Origin of the sequence: Pseudomethylobacillus aquaticus (assembly GCF_003730115.1) — a bacterium.
Taxonomy (GTDB): Bacteria; Pseudomonadota; Gammaproteobacteria; order Burkholderiales; family Methylophilaceae; genus Pseudomethylobacillus; species Pseudomethylobacillus aquaticus.
This window is the reverse complement of sequence record NZ_RJVP01000001.1, coordinates 486,459-505,064: the sequence shown is the minus strand read 5'-3', so window position 1 is coordinate 505,064 and position 18,606 is coordinate 486,459. Positions and strand designations below refer to the sequence as shown.

Here is an 18,606-nt window from a genome sequence, read left to right as displayed (position 1 = left end):
AACACGAGAATGGGAAAAATTGTCCGCTGAGCTGATCGCCACCTCAGCCACCTCCAGCCAGCAAGCGGTGATCAAGCGCGATGCGCATCTGGTTCAGCCTGTGCAGGACCAGGTGGCAGAAGAGGTGCCGATCGCCATGGTCTACAACGGCATCTCCTATGCGGTGATGCTGGCGACACCGCAGGATTTTGAGGATTTTGCTGTGGGCTTTTCGCTGGCCGAGGGCATCATCCATGGTCTGGACGAGGTCTATGGCATCGAAGTGGTCCGCCATGACAAGGGTATCGAGGTGCATATAGCCCTGGCCACCGAGCGCTTCCACCTGCTCAAAGAACGCCGTCGCAACCTGGCCGGCAAGACGGGTTGTGGCCTGTGCGGTGCCGAGAGCCTGGATCAGGCCATGCGTTTGCCAGCGCAACTGGCTCCTCAGCCGGTCACGTCGGTGCTGCCCCCGGTGGCCAGCGTGGCCATCGACGCGGCGCATCATCGCATACGCGAACTCCAGCCGCTGCAGCTATTGACCGGCGCGACCCACGCCTGTGCCTGGGTGGCACCGGATGGCAGCATCTGCCTGGTGCGCGAAGATGTGGGCCGCCATAATGCGCTGGACAAACTGATCGGCGCCAGGCTCAGGCAAGCTATCCAGACGCCGGGTTTCGTGCTGACCACCAGTCGGGCCAGTTATGAGATGGTGCAGAAGGTAGCTGCGGCCGGCGTGGCCATGCTGGTGGCGGTTTCCGCCCCTACCGGGCTGGCGATCCGCATTGCGCAGCAATGTGGCATGACCCTGATCGGGTTCGCCCGCAATCAACAATTCGTAATTTACAGTGGCGCCGAGCGCGTGCAGTACAAGGAATAGAAATGCAGACCCAACGCTTGCTAGAAATGGCCAACCAGATCGGCGATTTTTTTCAGTCCTACCCGGACCCGGTCGAAGCCAGAAAAGACATCGCCAACCATCTCAAGAAGTTCTGGGCGCTGAGCATGCGCGAACAGATCATTGCGCATGTGGAAGCACAGCAGGGTGCAGGCTTGCATGCCATCGTCGGCGAGGCCATCAAGGAGCACCGCGCCGCGCTGGCCAGCTAAGGCAGAACCGCTACTGGCTGGCGTTGCCCTGTGCCAAGCCAGCGTATCGCGGTCATGCTTTGCGCTGATGTCCCAGTAGCCGGATCGCCTGCGTCTTGAACAGGCAGCAGACGCTGTCGCCGCATTGCAAGTCCATGTCTTGCCGCGATTTTTCGGTGATCTCCACCAGTAGTTCCGCACCCACGTCGATGCTGAGCAGCGCGCGCTGATCATGCGTGCGTATGGCACGTATGGTGCCGTGCAGCTGGTTCTGTATGCTGATGCCTTCTATGCGTTGCTTGGCCAGCGCGATGCTGGAAGCCGGGATCACCACCGCGACTTCACACCCTGCAACGGCATCCACCCAGGGCAGCACCACCTGCTGTTGTCCACATAGCGCCACACTGCAACCCGACTCCTGAGGTGATGGCAGCAGTTGCAACTTGAGCAGGTTTTCCAGCCCCAGCGACTGCGTCAACGGTAACACATGCTCCGTTCCCAACACTTCATAGGCATCCCCATGGGCCAGCAGGCGCCCAGCCTGCATCACGGCGATGTGCTGCGTGAGTGTCAGAATCTCGTGCAGTGCGTGACTGACGTATAACATGGGCACGCCGGTCTCGTCCTTGATGCGACGCAGGAAGGGCAGGATCTGCGCTTTCAGCCTGTCATCCAGCGCCGCCATCGGCTCGTCCAGCAACAGCAGTTGCGGCGCGGCGAGTAGCGCACGCCCCAGAGCCACGCGCTGCTGTTCCCCACCCGACAACTGGCGTGGGCGTTGTTCCAGCAGCGGGCCAAGCTCCAGCAACGCCACGATATCGTCCAGCTTGAAACGGCGTTGCGCCGGTTTCAGTAGTTGCAGGCCGTAACTCAGGTTGTGGCGCACATTCAGGTGCGGAAACAGGCGGCCTTCCTGATACACCATGCCGATGCGGCGCTGGTGCACCGGGATGTTGATACGGCGGGCAGTATCCAGCAGGCAGCGCCCATCCACCAGGATACGGCCATGCTGTGGCTGCAGGCTGCCGGTGAGCAGGCTCAACAGCGTGCTCTTGCCGGAGCCGGATGGGCCGAACAGGCCGATCACGCTGGCCTCGCTGTTCAGGCTGGCCTGTAGTTGGAAATTGCCACGCTTTAGATCCAGCTCGAACTCAATCATGTGACGAACTCGCCAGATGACGTGCAGCGCGGCGTTCCAGCGCGTCGCTGATGAACAGGGCAGCCAGTGCCAGCAGCACGGATAGCACCACCAGTTTCATGGCTTGGGCATCGCCGCCCGGTACTTGCGTGTAAGTGTAGATAGCCAATGGGAGGGTGCGGGTCTCGCCTTCGATATTGCCGACGAAGGTGATGGTGGCGCCAAACTCGCCCAGGCTGCGGCTGAAGGCCAGGATCAGGCCGGTGAGGATGCCGGGCGCGGCGAGCGGCAGTGTGATGCTCAGGAACACGCGCAGCTTGCTGGCACCCAGTGTACTGGCAGCGGTTTCCAGCCGCGCGTCGATCTGCATGATGGCCAGCCGCACAGCGCGCACCATGAGCGGGAAGGCCATCAGTGCCGAGGCGATCACAGCACCTTTCCAGTTGAAAGCCAGACTGATGCCGAACTGCTGCTGCAACCACTGGCCGATGATGCCTTGTGAGCCAAGTAACACCAGCAGCAGATAACCAGGCACCACTGGCGGCAACACCAGTGGCAGATGCACCAGGCTATCCAGCAGCGGTTTGCCTGGGAAATCCTTGCGTGCCAGCAGCCAGCCGGTGGCCACGCCCGGGATCAGGCTGATGACCGTGCACCACAGCGCGACCTTGATGGATAAAAGTAGCGCTGCTGTTTCTGCTTCTGTGAAATATAACCAGTCCAAAAGGGCGTTATCGCTTGATCAGGGTGAAGCCATGTTGAGTGAAGATCGCATCGGCAGCAGGCGAGCCGAGAAAATCCACAAAGCCGCGTGCGGACGCCTGCGCATTCGCCGTCACAGCGACAGGATAAACGATAGGCGCGTGGCTGGCAGCAGGGAACACGCTGACGACCTCGACTTTTTGCGAAACGCGCGCATCGGTGGCATAGACGATGCCCGCTGCGCATTCGCCACGCTCAACGAAATTCAGCGCAGCGCGTACATCCTGGGTACCGACGATGCGGGGTTTGATACCTTGCCACCAGCTGAGGCCCTGCAAGGCCTGTTTGGCATAGATGCCAGCCGGCACCGCGTCCACATCACCGGTACACAGGCGGCCGTCAAACGCTTGCGCCAGCTCGGTACTGCCATCCATGTTGAACTTGAAACCCTTGCCACGCGGTGCGATCAGCACCAGCTGGTTAGCCAGCAGGTCACGACGCGTGGCAGTCTGGATCTTGTTCTTGTCCTGCAGGTACTGCATCCATTTAAGGTCGGCGGAGATGAACACATCGGCAGGTGCGCCATTCTCAATCTGCCTGGCAAGCGCGGATGAAGCGGCATAGGCACTGGTCACCTTGATGCCGCTACTTTTCTCGTAGGCGCTGGCGATCTCGGTTAGTGCGTTGGTGAGGCTGGCCGCTGCGAACACGGTGACTTTCTGCTCTGCCCTTGCAGTCATCATGCTGAGGCTCAGGCTGGCCAGCAACATCAGGCGCAGCAGCTTATTGGGAAGCGATCTCGAATGGCGCATACAGGTCCTTGTTCAAGTCAGTGGGTGGTATAGAAGCAACGCTCAAAAATCGTACTGCGCGCGTAGCAAGACGGCTTTTTCGGTATCGTCCGTCTCGCCAGCGATGGTCAGCGCGTAGGGTGCATCGAACCGCGTCTGCACATAATTGAGCACGATGCGCGCATGCGGGTTCAGTATCCATTTCGCGCCCAGTGTCCAGGCCTCGGCTTTGCTGGCATTGGCCGTGGCTGATGCCAGCATGTTACGGAAATCGCTGGCGTCGAACTGGCTGTAGCGCAAGCCCAGTTCAAAGGCACCCCAGCCGTGCTTGTCATCGAAATTCTGCTTTGGTCTGACCCGGCCGAATACGCCGCTCTTGTACGCATCAGCCCAGGATTCGCCCGTGACCAGCCAGTTCACATCGGCATACCAGGCTTTGATGTCGTTGTTATAGCTGGTTGCGCCACGTTCTCCCTGGAAATTGGCATTGATATATTCTGCCTGGAACTTTACCGGCCCGTAACTGAGCGCGGTTTCCACTCCCCAGCGTTCGCGATCGGCATTGGCGTCCAGGCCAGTAACACTGAAGAAACTGACGCCATTGGCTTCTGTGCTTTGCGCGAGCGAGGTTCTGCCCAGATCACCCTTGCTGGCCGAAGCGCCGATGTGCAGTACGGCATCGTCGATCTGACCCAGCCTGGCCAGGTTGGCATTCACGCGTGCGCCCATGTCCTTGCCATCGTTCTGGTCGTCGTTGTTCTGTCCGGTGCCGTTCACGTAGTAGGCGTTGTAATTGAGCCAGGTTGCCGGGTCGCCATGCACCATCACGCCGCGGTCATAGGTGGAATTGAAAATGCTGCCGTTGTTGCCGGCCAGCGACAGTTCGCCGAAATCGGTGAAATTGGTGCTGTAACTGCGTTCCAGACCGAAGAACGGTTTGAACTGGCCAGCGCGCAGCTTGGCGGCTTGCCAGCGTGTATAGTCCAGATAACCATAGGTCAAGGCGGTGGTGGACCGTGCACCGGTATTGTCGTTTGCGTATTCACCTTCTACGCGCACCGCGAAATCCTTCAGGAAGCTGAAGGTGCCGCCGAAGCGTGCACGGCGGATCGAGAAGGTGTCATCACGCCATTCGCTCGGGTCATAACGGCGGAAATCGGCCTGCACGCGGCCATTGATCTGCAGTTTCCAGTTACCGCTGCCATCTTCGAATACCAGTCCGTCCTTGAACGCGGCAAACACAGGATTACCCTTGCTGCTTCCACGCTCTTCGCTTCTGTTGGGCTCGTTTGTGGCAAGTTTGGCCTGGCTGATGTGGTGTTCGATGGCGACCAGTTCATTGGTCAGCAGCTCGATCTGCTTGTCCTGCTCGGCACGCTGCTGCTGCATCTGTTTGACCAGCGTTTCCAGCTGCTTTAGCCGGGTTCCGGTCGTATCCTCCGCTTGCGCGGCACTGGCTAGCGCGCACAGCATGGCCATGACAGGAATGCGCACGCCTGCAGCTTGGGTTTGATACATGCGGTTCTCCGAATTAAGTGATGTGTTAAGCGCTACTGCGGGTAGCTTGATGTTTCGCTATTTTCATTCGGGAATAGCGATAGCGTCAAGACGTATCGAACGTGGGCGAGCAGGGGCAGTATGGTTAGGGTGGGTTGTGGCTGTAGTGCCAGATCAGGGTGCTGGAGTCAGGCTCTCGGCCAGTTCGGCTAGCTCATGCTGAGCAGCGGACTCGGCTTTATGCAGCATGGTTTGATACAAGGTCAGCACCTTAAGACCGAACTCGGTGACCTGTGCGCCACCGCCGTGACTGCCGCCTGGCGAAGTCTTCACCACCGGCTGTTTGAAGCACAGGTTCATGGTGTTGACCAGCTCCCAGGCGCGCCGATAGGACATGCCGAGTTGTTTGGCGGCTGCCGAGATGGAGCCAAGTTGCTGGATACTGAGCAGCAGCTCAGCCTTGCCTGGGCCCATGGCCGTGTGTGGCCCGTGGGCCAGACGGACCTTCAGGATCACGTTTGCTGTCATCGCGGCACGCTCTGCATTAGAACACGCTCCGCATCAGAACTTGCGGAACGAGCCGGTGACCACGCCCCAGATCTCGAAGCTGGCCTCGGGGCTGATGTCGATGGCGGGGTATTCCCCGCTGCTGTTGGCAGGCAGCAGACGTAGCGTGCCATCTTTTTTGCGCGACAGGGTCTTGATAGTGAATTCGCCATCCAGCATGGCCATGACGATATCGCCGATGGCCGCGACACGGGACCGATCGACCACGGCCTTGTCTCCGGGCATCAGACCCACATCGATCATGGAACGCCCCTGTATGGTCACAAAGAATGTAGAGCCCGGTCGTTCCACCAGATACTCATTGGTATCCAGACGTTTGTCCACATGGTTGTCTGCCGGGGAGGGCAGGCCGGCAGAGACCTTGCTGGAAAATAGCGGCAGTGCCAGCCGACTTGCCTGCTCTGGTGCCACGGACTGCAGGATATCGCCTACCGGATCCAATGCGTTCAACTGGCGTTTACGTTTCAATGCGGTGACAAAATCGCGCACGGGGGCGACCGCACTGAGCGGCAGGCGTACCACTGTGCTGGGTTCGGTCATTGGGTCAGGTTTGCGTCCTGCGCCCTGGCGAGCACCGCCATGTGCCTTGTTTGGCTTGCGCGCGTTCTCACTATCCTCACTAAAAGTAGGCTCGCTAGAATTGTGCTCGCTGACCGTAGGCGGGTTTGCTGCTTGCTGGCTTGAACCGTGTTCCATCATCATTCTGATTTTTGTAACGTTGAATCAAGTGTAGCCGCTGGCGCTCTAACTATCAATCTCGGCTTGCAAGCAGGCGGTTTGATGACAAGTCGGGAACATGACGTTACGATGCAGGTCAGTACAGTCACCTTTACATGCACGGACACCGGCGGATCACGATGGACTATTTCAACAAACTGCCTGGTTTTCGTCGCAGTCCTGCGGGTCTGGAATGGCAGATCCTGCGTCGCTTGCACTTGATCACCCTGCTGGGCACCTTGCTTCCGCTGTTGTTCCTGGCCGCCATCTATCTGCTGGCGGGTATGGAGCCACGCGATTTCAAATTACTGGCGATTTTTGTCATCAGCCTGATCATCCTGCACTGGACCTTGGTGATGGTGCTGGGCATCGCCTGCTCGATCATCAGCTTGATGAAAGGGCCGGCTTACGTTGCAGATGCTTACCATAGGCCAGATGTGGATGACCCGGATGAGCCGGTGTCACCTTTTGATGTGCGCAGCAGATAAGCCGAGCAGGAAGCCCGATGCCTTTGATTGAATTGCCGTTGTTCCCGCTGCAGATGGTGATGTTCCCGGGCGGTATGTTGCCACTGCGCATCTTTGAACCACGCTATCTGGATATGGTGCGCCGTTGTTTGCGCAATGACAGCCAGTTCGGCATGGTGGCCGCGTTGCCTGAGGCTGAATGCCCGACAGCGTTACCATTCGCTGCCATTGGTACCAGCTTTTCCATTACTGCGGCGGAAGTGCCGCAGCCCAGCCTGATGACGATACGCTGTCTGGCGACACAGCGTTTTCGCGTCGTATCCGCCAGGCAACAAGCCGATGGCTTGTGGTTGGGACAGGTGGAGCTGCTTATCGAGCAGGCCAGCCTGCCTATCCCGGAAGACCTGCAGATCACGGTTCAGTACTTGCAGCAGTTGATCGCCTCATTGAAAGAGCAGGGCGTGGACATCACCCAGATGCCGTTCTGTTCTCCCTACCAGTTCGATGACTGTGCCTGGGTGGCCAATCGCTGGACCGAGCTGCTGAATATGCCGCTCATCAACAAGCAACGGCTGCTGGAGTTGGACAGCCATCTGCTGAGGCTGGAGCTGATCTGCGACATGCTGGACCATAACAAGCCGTTCTGAAAGCAGCCCGCAGCGATCTCTCATGATTTTCATTAGCCTTCATTCATGATCATAGGCAGCGTGTCATTAGGCGGGCTGCGTACAATGCATCTCATACCAGCAAGCAATATTGCTAGCTGAATAATCTAACTTAGGAGATTCATTATGTGGACCACCCCAGCAGCTACCGAAATGCGCTTTGGCTTTGAAGTCACGATGTACGTTTGCAACCGCTAAGGTTGCAAACAAAAACAGTGCGCAACCGTTAAGGTTGCAAACAGAAATAAGCGCAACCGCTAAGGTTGCGAACTAAAAAGAGTGCAATCGCTATAATCAAAATAAATCACGATTGCACTAAAAAAACGGCGCTCAAAGCGCCGTTTTTTATTGTCTGCCAACCAGGCAATTGCTTGCCAAGCCGTTTTCATGGCGAACCATGTCGCTCAGTTCTTTGCTAGCAAACCCATCTATGACAAGGCTGGGTCGGTCAATGGTACAAATCGCCTTAATATATTTACACAAAATATATTTGTCTAAATGTATATAATCTGACATACTCAAATGCGTATGATGTTAACTAAACCGTGACTTCAGGAAGTGCTTCATCGTGGGTGTTGAAAAAACAGATGCCGAAAAATTGGTCAATACCACCTTGCGGGATTTTCGGATGGTGTTCAGCTCCATTCAGAAGCATTTCAAGAATGTGGAAGCCCAATGCGGTATCAGTGGTTCCCAATTATGGGTGTTGTGGGAGCTGCGCAATCGCCCCGGTCTGAAAGTGTCCGAGCTGGCCACCAAGTTGTCCATCCACCAATCCACTGCCAGTAATCTGATCGACAAGTTGGCACGACGCAGCATGCTGCAAAAACAGCGTCAGGATGTGGATCAGCGTGTGGTACGACTTTTCATCACCGAGCAGGGCCTGCAAGTGCTTGAAAAAGCGCCGGGTGCTCCACGTGGCATCCTGCTCGATGCACTTGAGCAGCTCAGTGCGCAGGATCTGCAACTGTTGCATAGCAGTCTTGCCAAGGTGGTGGATATCCTCAAGCCAGATGAAGATGACGCCTTAATGCCGCTCGCCGGCACCAAGTAAACATCCTACCGGCCCTTTCCGGGCTGTCTTACGCCTGCCTATGGCCTAGTGCCACGTCATGGCGCCTATCAACAGTGACCGGTGATCTACCGGGCCAACTGCAATGAGGGGATAACATTGAATCTTCCTGCGCATTTGCGCGCGTCTGCCACGCCCGTCTGCGTCGCCCTGTTCGGCGAGGTGCTGGCAGACGTGTTCGCGGACAGATCGGTACTCGGCGGCGCGCCTTACAACGTCGCGCGTCATTTGTGCGCTTTTGGCCTGCAGCCTTTACTGATCACGCGCACTGGCAACGACAGTCTGCGCGACACACTGCTCGCCGAGATGGAGCAGTTGGGCATGGACAGCAGCGGGGTGCAATGCGACCCCATACATTCCACCGGACGCGTGGAGGTGCACATGCAGGACCACGGCCACCGCTTCGACATCCTGCCCGACCAGGCCTATGACTACATCCATGCTGGTGTGACCCACATGCTGACCATGGCCGCCAGGCCAGAGATGGTCTATTTCGGCACGTTGGCGCAGCGCAATATGGAATCGCGCCTGGCACTGGACACCTTTCTCAGCGATGCCAAGACCTCGGCAGATGCCAAATCGCCACGCTTCCTCGACATCAATCTGCGTGCGCCCTGGTACGACGCGCACAGTGTGCGCCGCTCATTGCAGCGCGCCGACATCGTCAAACTCAACGAGGATGAACTGCAGGAACTGGCCAGCATGCTCAAGTTGTCGGGTCTGCAGCCAGCCAGCTGGGGACAGCAGCTCATGGAGCGTTTCGCACTCCGTTATCTCATCGTCACGGCAGGCGATCAGGGTGCCTGCTTACGTACCGCGGATGGCATGGAGATCCGCTGCCCAGCCGCACCTGTGTCTGAATTTGTCGATACGGTAGGGGCGGGTGACGGCTTTGCAGCGGTGTACATCTTCGGGCAATTGATGCAGTGGCCTTTGCCACAAACCATGCAGCGCGCCTCGGCATTCGCCTCGGCCTTGTGTGGCGTGCGTGGCGCCGTGCCGGCTACGCCCGATCTCTATTCCCGTTTGATGGAGTCCTGGGGATGAGTCGCCCCCATCCGCAGGGGGAGTCGGCTGAAACCCCTTTATATATCCTCATGATCAGTCTGCATGGCCTGTTGCGCGGTCATGACATGCAGCTGGGCTGCGACGCTGACACTGGCGGGCAGATCACCTACGTGGTGGAAATGTCATGCGCACTGGCGGCGCATCCACAGGTGGGGCGGGTCGATCTGCTGACCAGGCTGATCGAGGATGCTGACCTGGCCGCTGATTATGCGCAGGCCGAAGAGCCGCTGGCCCCCGGCGCCCGCATCATCCGTTTGCCGTTCGGCCCCAGGCGCTATCTGCGCAAAGAGCTGTTGTGGCCACATCTGGACCAGTTGGTGGATCGCTGTTTGCATTTTCTGCGCCAGCAAGGGCGGTTACCTGACCTGATCCACAGTCATTATGCCGATGCGGGGTATGTAGGTCAGCAGCTTTCCCTGCTGTTGGGGATCCCGCAAGTGCATACCGGCCATTCACTGGGGCGTCCCAAGCAGGCCAGGTTGCTGGCCAGCGGCCGCAAAGCCCACACCATCGCCAAACAATACAATTTCGGTCGTCGCATCGCCGCTGAGGAGGAGGTGTTGCAGCATGCCTCGCTCATCGTCACCAGCACCCGGCAAGAGATCGATGATCAGTACGGCATGTACCAGCAGGCAGACCGCAAACGCTTTGCCGTGATCCCGCCCGGTACCGACACCTCGCGCTTTTCTCCGCCGGGCCGCAGCAAGCTGCCAGTCGCAGTGCAGGCGCTGGTCGACCGCTTCCTCAGTGACGCGGATAAACCCTTGATCCTGACCATCTGCCGGCCCGATCTGCGCAAGAACCTCAAAGGCCTGCTAAAGGCCTATGGCGAGAACAAACAGCTTCAGCAACAGGCCAATCTGTTGATCGTGGCGGGCACGCGCGACGATATTAGTGGTATGGAGGCCTCGCAGCGTCAGGTCATGACCGAGCTGTTGCTGGATATCGACCGCTATGATCTGTGGGGCAAGGTCGCTATCCCCAAGGTGGTCGATCAGCAAGCTATCCCCGATCTGTACAGGCTGGCCGCACGCCGTCGTGGCGTGTTCGTCAACGCGGCCCTTACCGAGCCCTTCGGCCTGACCTTGATCGAAGCCGCAGCCAGCGGTTTGCCTTTCGTGGCACCGGATGATGGCGGCCCACGCGACATCGTGGCCAATTGCCGCAGCGGCCTGCTGGCCAACACCTTGGACAGCGATCAGATCGCACACACCTTGCTGGCATTGCTGGGTGACAGCAAACAATGGCGCCAGCGTGCCAATGCCGGTCTGGCTGGTGTGTGGCGACATTACAGCTGGAGCGCCCACGTCAGCCAGTACATGAAAGAAGTACGCAAGCTGCTACGGCGTGACCGCAAGCGCTGGCGCCGTCAGTTGGCCAGTCATCTGCACAGTGGCCGCTCCGCCTTGCCGGTGGTGGAACGTGCGCTGGTCAGTGACATCGACAACACCCTGATCGGCGACGATCAGGCCCTGATGGTGCTGATCGACTGGTTGAGAAGCCAGCGCGACAAGGTCGCTTTTGGTATCGCCACCGGTCGCACACTGGAAAGTGCCGTGCGCATCTTCAAGCAGCACCGCGTGCCCATGCCGGACGTACTCATCACCTCGGTAGGCAGCGAGATCCACTATGGTGCCAAGCTCACGCCGGATAAAGGCTGGGCGCAGCATATCCGGCATCTGTGGCGACGCGACGCACTGGCAGCGGCACTGGCCGAACTGCCGGGCTTGCGTCTGCAGGCCGCCGAGCATCAGCGTGAATTCAAGCTCAGTTACATCACGCATCCGCAGCGCATGCTGCCCATGCAGGAGATCGCACGGCATCTGCAGCACCATCGTCTGCAGGCACAGCTCATCTATTCCCATGGCGAGTTCCTGGACGTGCTGCCCGTGCGTGCGTCCAAAGGGCATGCCATCCGTTATCTGGCTTACCGCTGGGGCCTGCCCTTGCAGGCATTTCTGGTGGCCGGTGATTCCGGCAATGACCAGGAGATGCTGATCGGCGATACGCTGGGCGTGGTGGTGGGCAACCACAGCCCGGAGCTGGCGCCACTGCGCGGCCTGCCGCAAGTGTATTTCGCTGAAGCAGCCTATGCCGCAGGCATTCTGCAAGGCTTGAGCCATTACCGGTTCGAACAGGCCTTCGACAACCGTTTGTCGCAGGAGGAGCATCACCATGTATGAACAGGTCTCCCATTCCCAGCTCAACGACATCCTCATCGCGCTGCAGCCGCAGTTGGCTGAGCATGATCTGCAGCATTTCTACATCCGGCTGGGCGCCAACTTCTACGCTATCCATGCCCTGTTCCACACGCTGTACGGTGAGCGTGCCGACTTCCACCCGCAGTTGCAGCGACTGGTCGAGACCTTGGCGCGGCAATACATCGCGCGTTCCAACGCACTCAAGCAGCAGGATATGGCGCGCGAAAAGGATCACAGCTGGTTCCTGAGCCAGAAGTGGGTGGGTTACGCCTTGTATTGCACGGAGTTCGCGCAGGACCTGCCCGGCCTGATCGCGCATCTGCATTACCTGCAGGATCTGGGCATCAACATGCTGCATGTGATGCCCATCCTCGATTGTCCGCCCGGCAAGAGCGATGGCGGTTATGCGGTGCGCGATTTCCGCAAGATAGACCCGCGTTACGGTGACCTGGACACGCTGGCGATGCTCAGCCAGCAGATGAAACAGCGCGACATGCTGCTGACGCTGGACGTGGTGGTCAATCACACTTCGGACCAGCATGTCTGGGCACAGCGGGCGCGCGCTGGTGACCCGCAGTATCAGGATTATTACTACACCTTCGACGACAGGCAGATGCCGGACCTGTACGAGCAATCCATGCCGGAAGTGTTCCCGGAGAACGCACCCGGCAATTTCACCCGGGATGCCGCTATGGGCAAATGGGTGATGACGGTGTTCAACGATTTTCAGTGGGACCTCAACTACCGCAACCCGGCGGTGTTCATCGAGATGATGGACGTGATCTTGTTCTGGGCCAATCAGGGCGTGGACATCCTGCGTCTGGATGCGGTGGCTTTCTTATGGAAAAAACTGGGTAGCAGCTGCCAGAACGAGCGCGAGGCACACCTGATCCTGCAATTGATGAAGGATTGCTGCCAGGTCACCGCCCCCGGCGTGCTGTTCATCGCAGAGGCCATCGTCGCGCCAGTGGAGATCATCAAATACTTCGGCGAAGACGCCATCAATGCCAAGGAATGCGAGCTGGCTTATAACGCCACGCTGATGGCGCTGCTGTGGGACGCCATCGCCACACGCAAGACCAACTTGCTGGAGCGCGGCATACGCAGCCTGCCCAACAAGCTGGAGCGAGCCACCTGGATCAATTACATCCGCTGCCATGACGATATAGGCTGGGGCTTCGATGACCGCGATATCGTCAAGGTCGGCTATGAGCCGCAAGCGCATCGCCGCTTTCTCACTGATTATTTCACCGGCGATCATCCGGGCTCGCCAGCGCGTGGCCTGGCCTTTGGCCGCAACATCAAGACCGGGGACGCACGCATCTCCGGCTCGCTGGCCTCGCTGGCCGGGCTGGAATCCGCGCTGGAACAGGACGATGCGGCAGCGATCGATCTGGCCATCAGCACCATACTGCTGCTGCAGAGCATGACCTTGTCGTTCGGCGGCCTGCCGCTGATCTATTACGGTGACGCCATCGGTACGCTCAATGATCGTGACTATGTGCATGACGAAAGCAAGCATCTGGACAGCCGCTGGGTGCACAGGCGCAAGATGGACTGGACGCGTGCGGAGCTGCGCAACAAACCGGGCAGTGTGGAGTTCCGCATCTTCCAGGGCCTCAAGAAGCTGATCGCGGTGCGCAAGGAGATAGGCGCGTTCGCCGACCACAACAACCGCGAACTGCTGGAAGTGGATAACCCGCATCTGTTCGCGTTCGTGCGCTTCGATATCCTGCATGCGGCCAGTCGCGTGCTGGTGGTGGGTAATTTTGACACGGCACCGCAGCCACTCCCGCTGGCAAGCCTGCAGCGTGCCGGTCTGTTGAAGCATGCCACGGTGCGAGACTGGCATGGCGGCGAGATACTGACGCTGGCCGAGGACGCCCTGATGATCCCGGCGCGCGGTTTTTACTGGCTGCAGACCTGAGCCGGTGACCTGACAGGCGTGATGATGCAATTGGAACAAGGATTGATGATGGAGGGCATGATGGATAGTCTGGATTTTTTACACTGGCCCGAGTTATTGCAGGTGTCCGGCACCATGCTACGCATAGGCGTGATCGTGCTGCTGACCCTGTTGTTCATCCGCCTGAGCCGGCGCGGCATCCTGATCCTCAAAGCCCATCTGCGCGCCCGTGCTGGGCAGGATCTGGAAGACCTTAAACGCATCGACACCCTGTTGCGCGTGTTCCGCTATGTGGCCACGGTGGTGATCGCCGGTGTGGCCGGGATGGAGATCCTGCATGAATTGGGTGTCTCCATCGCGCCCATCCTCACCGCGGCAGGCGTGGTCGGGCTGGCCGTGGGGTTTGGGGCGCAAAGCCTGATCAAGGATTATTTCAATGGCTTCTTTCTGCTCATCGAGAACCAGATACGTCAGGGTGATGTGGTGGAGGCGGCAGGCAAGGGTGGCTTGGTCGAAGAAGTGACGCTGCGCCACATCAAGCTGCGTGACTATGACGGCAACGTGCATTTCATCCCCAACGGGGCCATCAGCACCGTGACCAACATGAGCCGGGGTTTCGCGCAGTCGGTGATCGATGTGCGTGTGGCGTATCGTGAAGATATGGACCGCGTGATGCAGATCATGCGGCAGGTGGGCACCGAGCTGCGAGACGATCAGGTCTACCGTGAAAAGATCCTAGATGACCTGGAAATGGCGGGTGTGGATCGCTGGGACGAGTCGGCAGTGATCCTGCGTTGCCGCTTCCGCGTGCTGCCGCTGGAGCAGTGGGGCGTGCGCCGTGAATATTTGCGACGCCTGAAACGCCGCTTTGACGAGCAGGGCATCGAGATCCCCTACCCACATCTCACGCTGTATCGCGGTGCCGAAGCGGTGGTCTAGCAGGCAGGAAGCTGGAAGTGGTGTCCCCGACAGGAATCGAACCTGTAACTAAATCTTAGGAGGATCTTGTGATATCCATTTCACCACGAGGACGCCAGCGCGTATTTTAACCGGTTTGCTCCAGATTGACCGCTTCTGATGCAAGGGAAGCGCGCATCATCTCCACGAATTGCGCGACCGGGACCGGCGGGCTGTACAGATAGCCCTGATACATATCGCATTTGTGGTCGCGCAGGAAGGCCAGCTGTTCCTTGGTCTCCACGCCTTCGGCCACCACGTGCATGCCCAGGGTATGCGCCATGCCGATGATGGTGGCGGTGATGGCGCGGTCATCCTCGTCCTTCTCGATGTCCTCGATGAAGCTGCGGTCGATCTTGAGCACGTCCAGCGGGAAGCTCTTCAGGTAAGACAAGGAGGAATAGCCGGTGCCGAAGTCATCGATGGCCAGGCTGATGCCCTTGCTGCGCAGTTTGTTGAGCGTGTTGATGACCTCGGATTCGCGCTGCATCAGCACGCTTTCAGTCAATTCGAATTCCAGCAGCTCCAGCGGGAAGCCGGTCTCGGCGTATACCTTGTCCACATAAGCCAGCATGTCGCTGTGGTGCAGCTGGTGCGTGGACAGGTTCACGGCGATGCTGAGTGGCGGCAGGCCTGCATCCAGCCACTGCCTGCCATCCCGGCAGGCCTGGCGCAGCACGAACTCTCCGATGGCACCCACCAACCCGGTCTCTTCGGCGATGCCAATGAAACGTAGCGGCATGATCAGCCCGTCTTTGGGGTCCTGCCAGCGCACCAGCGCTTCTGCACCGACGATGCGCCGCGTGTTGATGTCCACCTTGGGTTGGTAATACACCATCAATTCGTTCTGTTTCAGTGCATTACGCAGGCGCGCCTCGATGTCGAAGCGTTCGCGTGCTGCTTTGGTCAGGCTCTCCGAGAAGAAGCGCATGCAACCGCGTCCGGCCGCCTTGGCCTGATAGAGTGCCGCATCGGCGTGCTGCAGCAGCTCCATGGCATCGCCGCCGTGGCCGGGGTAGAGGCTGATGCCGATGCTGGCGCCGATACGCACCTCGATGTTGTTGGCCAGCTTCCACGGCGCTTCTATCATGCTGATGATGTCCATGGCCACGCGCGCCGCGTCTTCAGGCTGGTTGATACCGCCAAGCACGATGGTGAATTCATCGCCACCCAGTCGCGTCACCGTGTCCACACTGCGCAAGCGCGCGGTCAGGCGTTCGGCCACCTGCTGCAATAGCGCATCTCCGGCCGGGTGGCCAAAGCTGTCATTGACGTTCTTGAAGCGGTCCAGGTCCAGCATCATCAGCGCGATCAGCGTGTTGTTGCGCTTGGCGATCTCGATCTCGTGGTTCAGGCGCGAGATCAGCATCAGCCGGTTGGGCAGCCCGGTCAGCGGGTCATGGTGAGCCAAAAACTCCAGCTTGGCTTCGGATTCCTTGATGCTGGAGATGTCGGCAAAGATGCTCACATAGTTGGTGACGCGGCCAGTACCGTCCTTGATGGCGGTGATGCTGAGCAGTTCAGGATGGATCTCGCCGTTCTTGCGCCGGTTCCAGATCTCCCCCTGCCAGTGCCCCAGCGTGTTCAGGGAATGCCACATCTGGCTATAGAAATCCCGGCCATGCCGGCCTGAGCTGACCAGGCTGGGCTTGAGCCCGATGGCCTCTTCGGCGCTATAGCCGCTGATCTCGCTGAAGGCGCGGTTGATCTTGACGATGCGCTGATCGGCATCCGTGACCAGGATGCCCTCGCGCGTGTTTTCGAACACTACCGTGGTCATGCGCATGCTTTCCTCGCCAGCCTTGCGCGCCGTGAGGTCGGTGTTGGCGCCGGTGATGCGGGTCGGTGTCCCTTCCGGGTCACGCACGATGAAACCGCGCATCATCACCGGCACATAATGCCCATCCCGATGCTGCAGACGCAATTCCACCTGATAGCCGGATTCCTGGCTGTTCAGCGCGGCAGATACCACCTGCAGGGCCTGCGGCAAGTCTTCCGGATGGGTGATGATCTGCCAGTAGTTCGGGTCATCCGGCAGCTCCACCGGCTGGTAGCCCAGCATGCTGGCCCACAGCTCGGAATAGCGTGGCCGGCCTGTGATCAGGTCCACGTCCCACCAGGCATCACGGCTGGCCTTGAAGGCGAGTGCCAGGCGCTGTTCGGAATCGCGCAGCGCATCGGCCGCGCGCTTGGCTTCGGTGATGTCGTCCATGGTGGTCAGCACCACTTCCACCTGATGGTCGGCGTTACGCAGGCAATTCACTTCCAGCTTCACGTCGATGTACAGCCCGTCCTTGCGGCGGTAGCGCTTTTCACGACCGTAACGGTCCAGGATGCCGATCAGCATCTGGTTGAAATAATCCTGATCGATGGCGATGTCGTCCGGGTGGGTGATGTCGTCCCAGCTTAGCGTGAGCAGCTCGTCGCGCTCGTAACCGAGGATCTCGCACAGGCGGTCGTTCACCTGGATCCAGCGCTTGCTGTTGGGTTCGCTGATGGCCATGCCGAAGAAGGGCAGGTCGTAAAAGCGTTTCAGCAGGCGATCGCGTTCACCGCTTTGCGCCATCAGCTCCAGTTCATAAGCACGGCGTTGCTGACGCCATATCAGCAGCAGGAAGAACGAGATGATGGAGATCACCATCAGCACCACGCCGCTGAACTGCATCAGCGCTTGCAGGGGCGCCATCACTTCCTGTTTGTCGATCTGCGCGACGATATGCCAGGAGGACTTCTCGATCGGTTTATGCGCAGCCAGCACGAAGTTGCCGTGGTAGTCATAGCCGCGTGCCGGATAACGTGTGTTGTCGTAAGGGCTGATGGTCATGGCCGGGCGCGTCAGCGCATGAGCGATCTCGTCCTGGCCGGCATGCACGACCTGCTCGCGTGTGCCGTCGCTCTTGACCAGCAGGGCTTCGGCGCTGGAATTGACGTTGGGCCATTGCAGCACCTGCTGCAGGATGGATTTATGTGGCGCGGTGCTGATGCGCAGGTAGCCCAGCAGCGTCTGGTCGCTGTTATGCAGGGGCAGCATCAGGTCAAGCTGGATCTGCCCGTCAGGTAGCAGGTAGAAATCGCTGCGCGAGAACTTGCCGTTGCGCTGCACTTCCTTGAACAGTGCCTCCTGCACCTCGGTCTTGCGCGTTTTGTTGCCGCGCAGCAGCAAGGTACGGCCTTGAGCGTCGAGCAGGCTCAGGCTGGAAAAGTCGTACTGGCGCAGCAGGCTGTCCAGTTGCTGTTCGGCATTGCCAGTGCTTTGGCCGTTAGCCAGGAACTGCAGCAGATAACGCTGATTGGACTGGCTTTCCAACTCGGCGCGCGTGGCATCCACCCAGCGTGCCAGTTGCAGGCTGCGGATCTCCGCGATCAGGCGCAGGTCGCTGTAGGCATCTTTTTCCACCTTGGCCGCGTAGATGTGGTTGATGCCGAAATTGAACATCGGCGCCACCAGCAGCAGGCTGACGAACACCGCCAGCAGGAACGGAGTAGGGGATTGGGTACTAGTGGTGGCCTTGTGTGGCGGCAGCTTGGTGTTGTCGTTGCGGGTCTTCAGCAACAGGTACAGCACGCCGGAATTGACCGCGATGAGGATCAGGCCCAGCAGAATGTTGATCGGGTCGATCGCCGCCACTGCGTCAGTGGAGGAAGTCAGCAGCCGGTCATTGATGAGGATCCAGACGGCGCCCAGCAGGGCATACAACAGCGACAAGCGCATGGGGGAAGCGGGCTGCCGCGAACCGAACGTGATGTTACGCAATTTCATGGCGGATGATCGCAGAGCGTAGGGTCATGT

General features: G+C 59.2%; 17 protein-coding genes and 1 tRNA gene. 10 read left to right on the top strand and 8 right to left on the bottom strand.

Features of this window, described 5'->3' with window-relative positions; all coding sequences use genetic code 11:
* Nucleotides 1-19: 19 nt before the first annotated feature.
* Both fdhD and ED236_RS02340 read left to right on the top strand, forming a co-directional pair.
* The gene (fdhD, locus tag ED236_RS02345; RefSeq protein WP_123236312.1) at nt 20-859 is read left to right on the top strand and encodes a formate dehydrogenase accessory sulfurtransferase FdhD; all 840 of its coding nucleotides are present in this window, start codon (nt 20-22) and stop codon (nt 857-859) included.
* 2 nt (nt 860-861) lie between these two features.
* Entirely contained in the window at nt 862-1,089 is a 228-nt protein-coding gene (locus ED236_RS02340) for a formate dehydrogenase subunit delta (protein WP_123236311.1), read from the top strand.
* Between the two features lie 52 nt (nt 1,090-1,141).
* Here ED236_RS02340 and modC read toward each other — a convergent pair whose 3' ends face one another.
* The 6 genes from modC to ED236_RS02310 form a co-directional block, all read right to left on the bottom strand.
* Nucleotides 1,142-2,227 carry a molybdenum ABC transporter ATP-binding protein gene (modC, locus tag ED236_RS02335; RefSeq protein ID WP_123236310.1) on the bottom strand — a complete coding sequence of 362 codons (1,086 nt, stop codon included), beginning with the start codon at nt 2,225-2,227 and terminating at the stop codon, nt 1,142-1,144.
* A complete protein-coding gene (gene modB, locus ED236_RS02330; protein ID WP_123236309.1) occupies nt 2,220-2,930 on the bottom strand; it encodes a molybdate ABC transporter permease subunit in 711 nt (236 codons plus the stop codon). The genes modC and modB overlap by 8 nt, the downstream gene beginning before the upstream one ends.
* A gap of 7 nt (nt 2,931-2,937) precedes the next feature.
* A complete protein-coding gene (gene modA, locus ED236_RS02325) occupies nt 2,938-3,720 on the bottom strand; it encodes a molybdate ABC transporter substrate-binding protein (protein WP_123236308.1) in 783 nt (260 codons plus the stop codon).
* 42 nt (nt 3,721-3,762) lie between these two features.
* Nucleotides 3,763-5,217, bottom strand: coding sequence for a porin (locus ED236_RS02320; RefSeq protein ID WP_123236307.1), 1,455 nt, complete (start codon nt 5,215-5,217; stop codon nt 3,763-3,765).
* Between the two features lie 153 nt (nt 5,218-5,370).
* A complete protein-coding gene (locus ED236_RS02315; protein ID WP_338053139.1) occupies nt 5,371-5,712 on the bottom strand; it encodes a winged helix-turn-helix domain-containing protein in 342 nt (113 codons plus the stop codon).
* A gap of 45 nt (nt 5,713-5,757) precedes the next feature.
* Nucleotides 5,758-6,303: a LexA family protein gene (locus ED236_RS02310; RefSeq protein ID WP_240031993.1), complete on the bottom strand. Its 546-nt coding sequence runs from the start codon at nt 6,301-6,303 to the stop codon at nt 5,758-5,760.
* A gap of 317 nt (nt 6,304-6,620) precedes the next feature.
* Between ED236_RS02310 and ED236_RS02305 the strand changes: the two genes are divergently transcribed.
* From ED236_RS02305 to ED236_RS02270, 8 genes are all read left to right on the top strand, one after another.
* Nucleotides 6,621-6,968: a hypothetical protein gene (locus ED236_RS02305; protein ID WP_123236305.1), complete on the top strand. Its 348-nt coding sequence runs from the start codon at nt 6,621-6,623 to the stop codon at nt 6,966-6,968.
* 17 nt (nt 6,969-6,985) lie between these two features.
* On the top strand, nt 6,986-7,594 hold the full coding sequence (locus tag ED236_RS02300) for an LON peptidase substrate-binding domain-containing protein (protein WP_123236304.1): 609 nt from the start codon (nt 6,986-6,988) through the stop codon (nt 7,592-7,594).
* Nucleotides 7,595-7,738: 144 nt separating this feature from the next.
* Nucleotides 7,739-7,810 carry a pyrroloquinoline quinone precursor peptide PqqA gene (gene pqqA / locus ED236_RS12705; protein ID WP_123236554.1) on the top strand — a complete coding sequence of 24 codons (72 nt, stop codon included), beginning with the start codon at nt 7,739-7,741 and terminating at the stop codon, nt 7,808-7,810.
* A gap of 370 nt (nt 7,811-8,180) precedes the next feature.
* The gene (locus ED236_RS02290) at nt 8,181-8,666 is read left to right on the top strand and encodes a MarR family winged helix-turn-helix transcriptional regulator (RefSeq protein WP_240031992.1); all 486 of its coding nucleotides are present in this window, start codon (nt 8,181-8,183) and stop codon (nt 8,664-8,666) included.
* A 117-nt stretch (nt 8,667-8,783) separates the two neighbouring features.
* Nucleotides 8,784-9,731, top strand: coding sequence for a carbohydrate kinase family protein (locus ED236_RS02285; protein ID WP_240031991.1), 948 nt, complete (start codon nt 8,784-8,786; stop codon nt 9,729-9,731).
* Nucleotides 9,728-11,935 (top strand): HAD-IIB family hydrolase, encoded by a 2,208-nt coding sequence (locus ED236_RS02280; RefSeq protein ID WP_123236302.1) that lies wholly within the window; start codon nt 9,728-9,730, stop codon nt 11,933-11,935. Before ED236_RS02285 ends, ED236_RS02280 begins: the two co-directional genes overlap by 4 nt.
* Nucleotides 11,928-13,880 (top strand): amylosucrase, encoded by a 1,953-nt coding sequence (locus tag ED236_RS02275; RefSeq protein ID WP_123236301.1) that lies wholly within the window; start codon nt 11,928-11,930, stop codon nt 13,878-13,880. The genes ED236_RS02280 and ED236_RS02275 overlap by 8 nt, the downstream gene beginning before the upstream one ends.
* 48 nt (nt 13,881-13,928) lie before the next feature.
* Nucleotides 13,929-14,798 carry a mechanosensitive ion channel family protein gene (locus ED236_RS02270; protein WP_123236593.1) on the top strand — a complete coding sequence of 290 codons (870 nt, stop codon included), beginning with the start codon at nt 13,929-13,931 and terminating at the stop codon, nt 14,796-14,798.
* An 18-nt stretch (nt 14,799-14,816) separates the two neighbouring features.
* Here the strand turns inward: ED236_RS02270 and ED236_RS02265 are convergent.
* Nucleotides 14,817-14,891: transfer RNA gene (locus ED236_RS02265), tRNA-Arg, on the bottom strand.
* Between the two features lie 13 nt (nt 14,892-14,904).
* Nucleotides 14,905-18,576 carry a bifunctional diguanylate cyclase/phosphodiesterase gene (locus ED236_RS02260; RefSeq protein ID WP_123236300.1) on the bottom strand — a complete coding sequence of 1,224 codons (3,672 nt, stop codon included), beginning with the start codon at nt 18,574-18,576 and terminating at the stop codon, nt 14,905-14,907.
* Nucleotides 18,577-18,606: the final 30 nt, after the last annotated feature.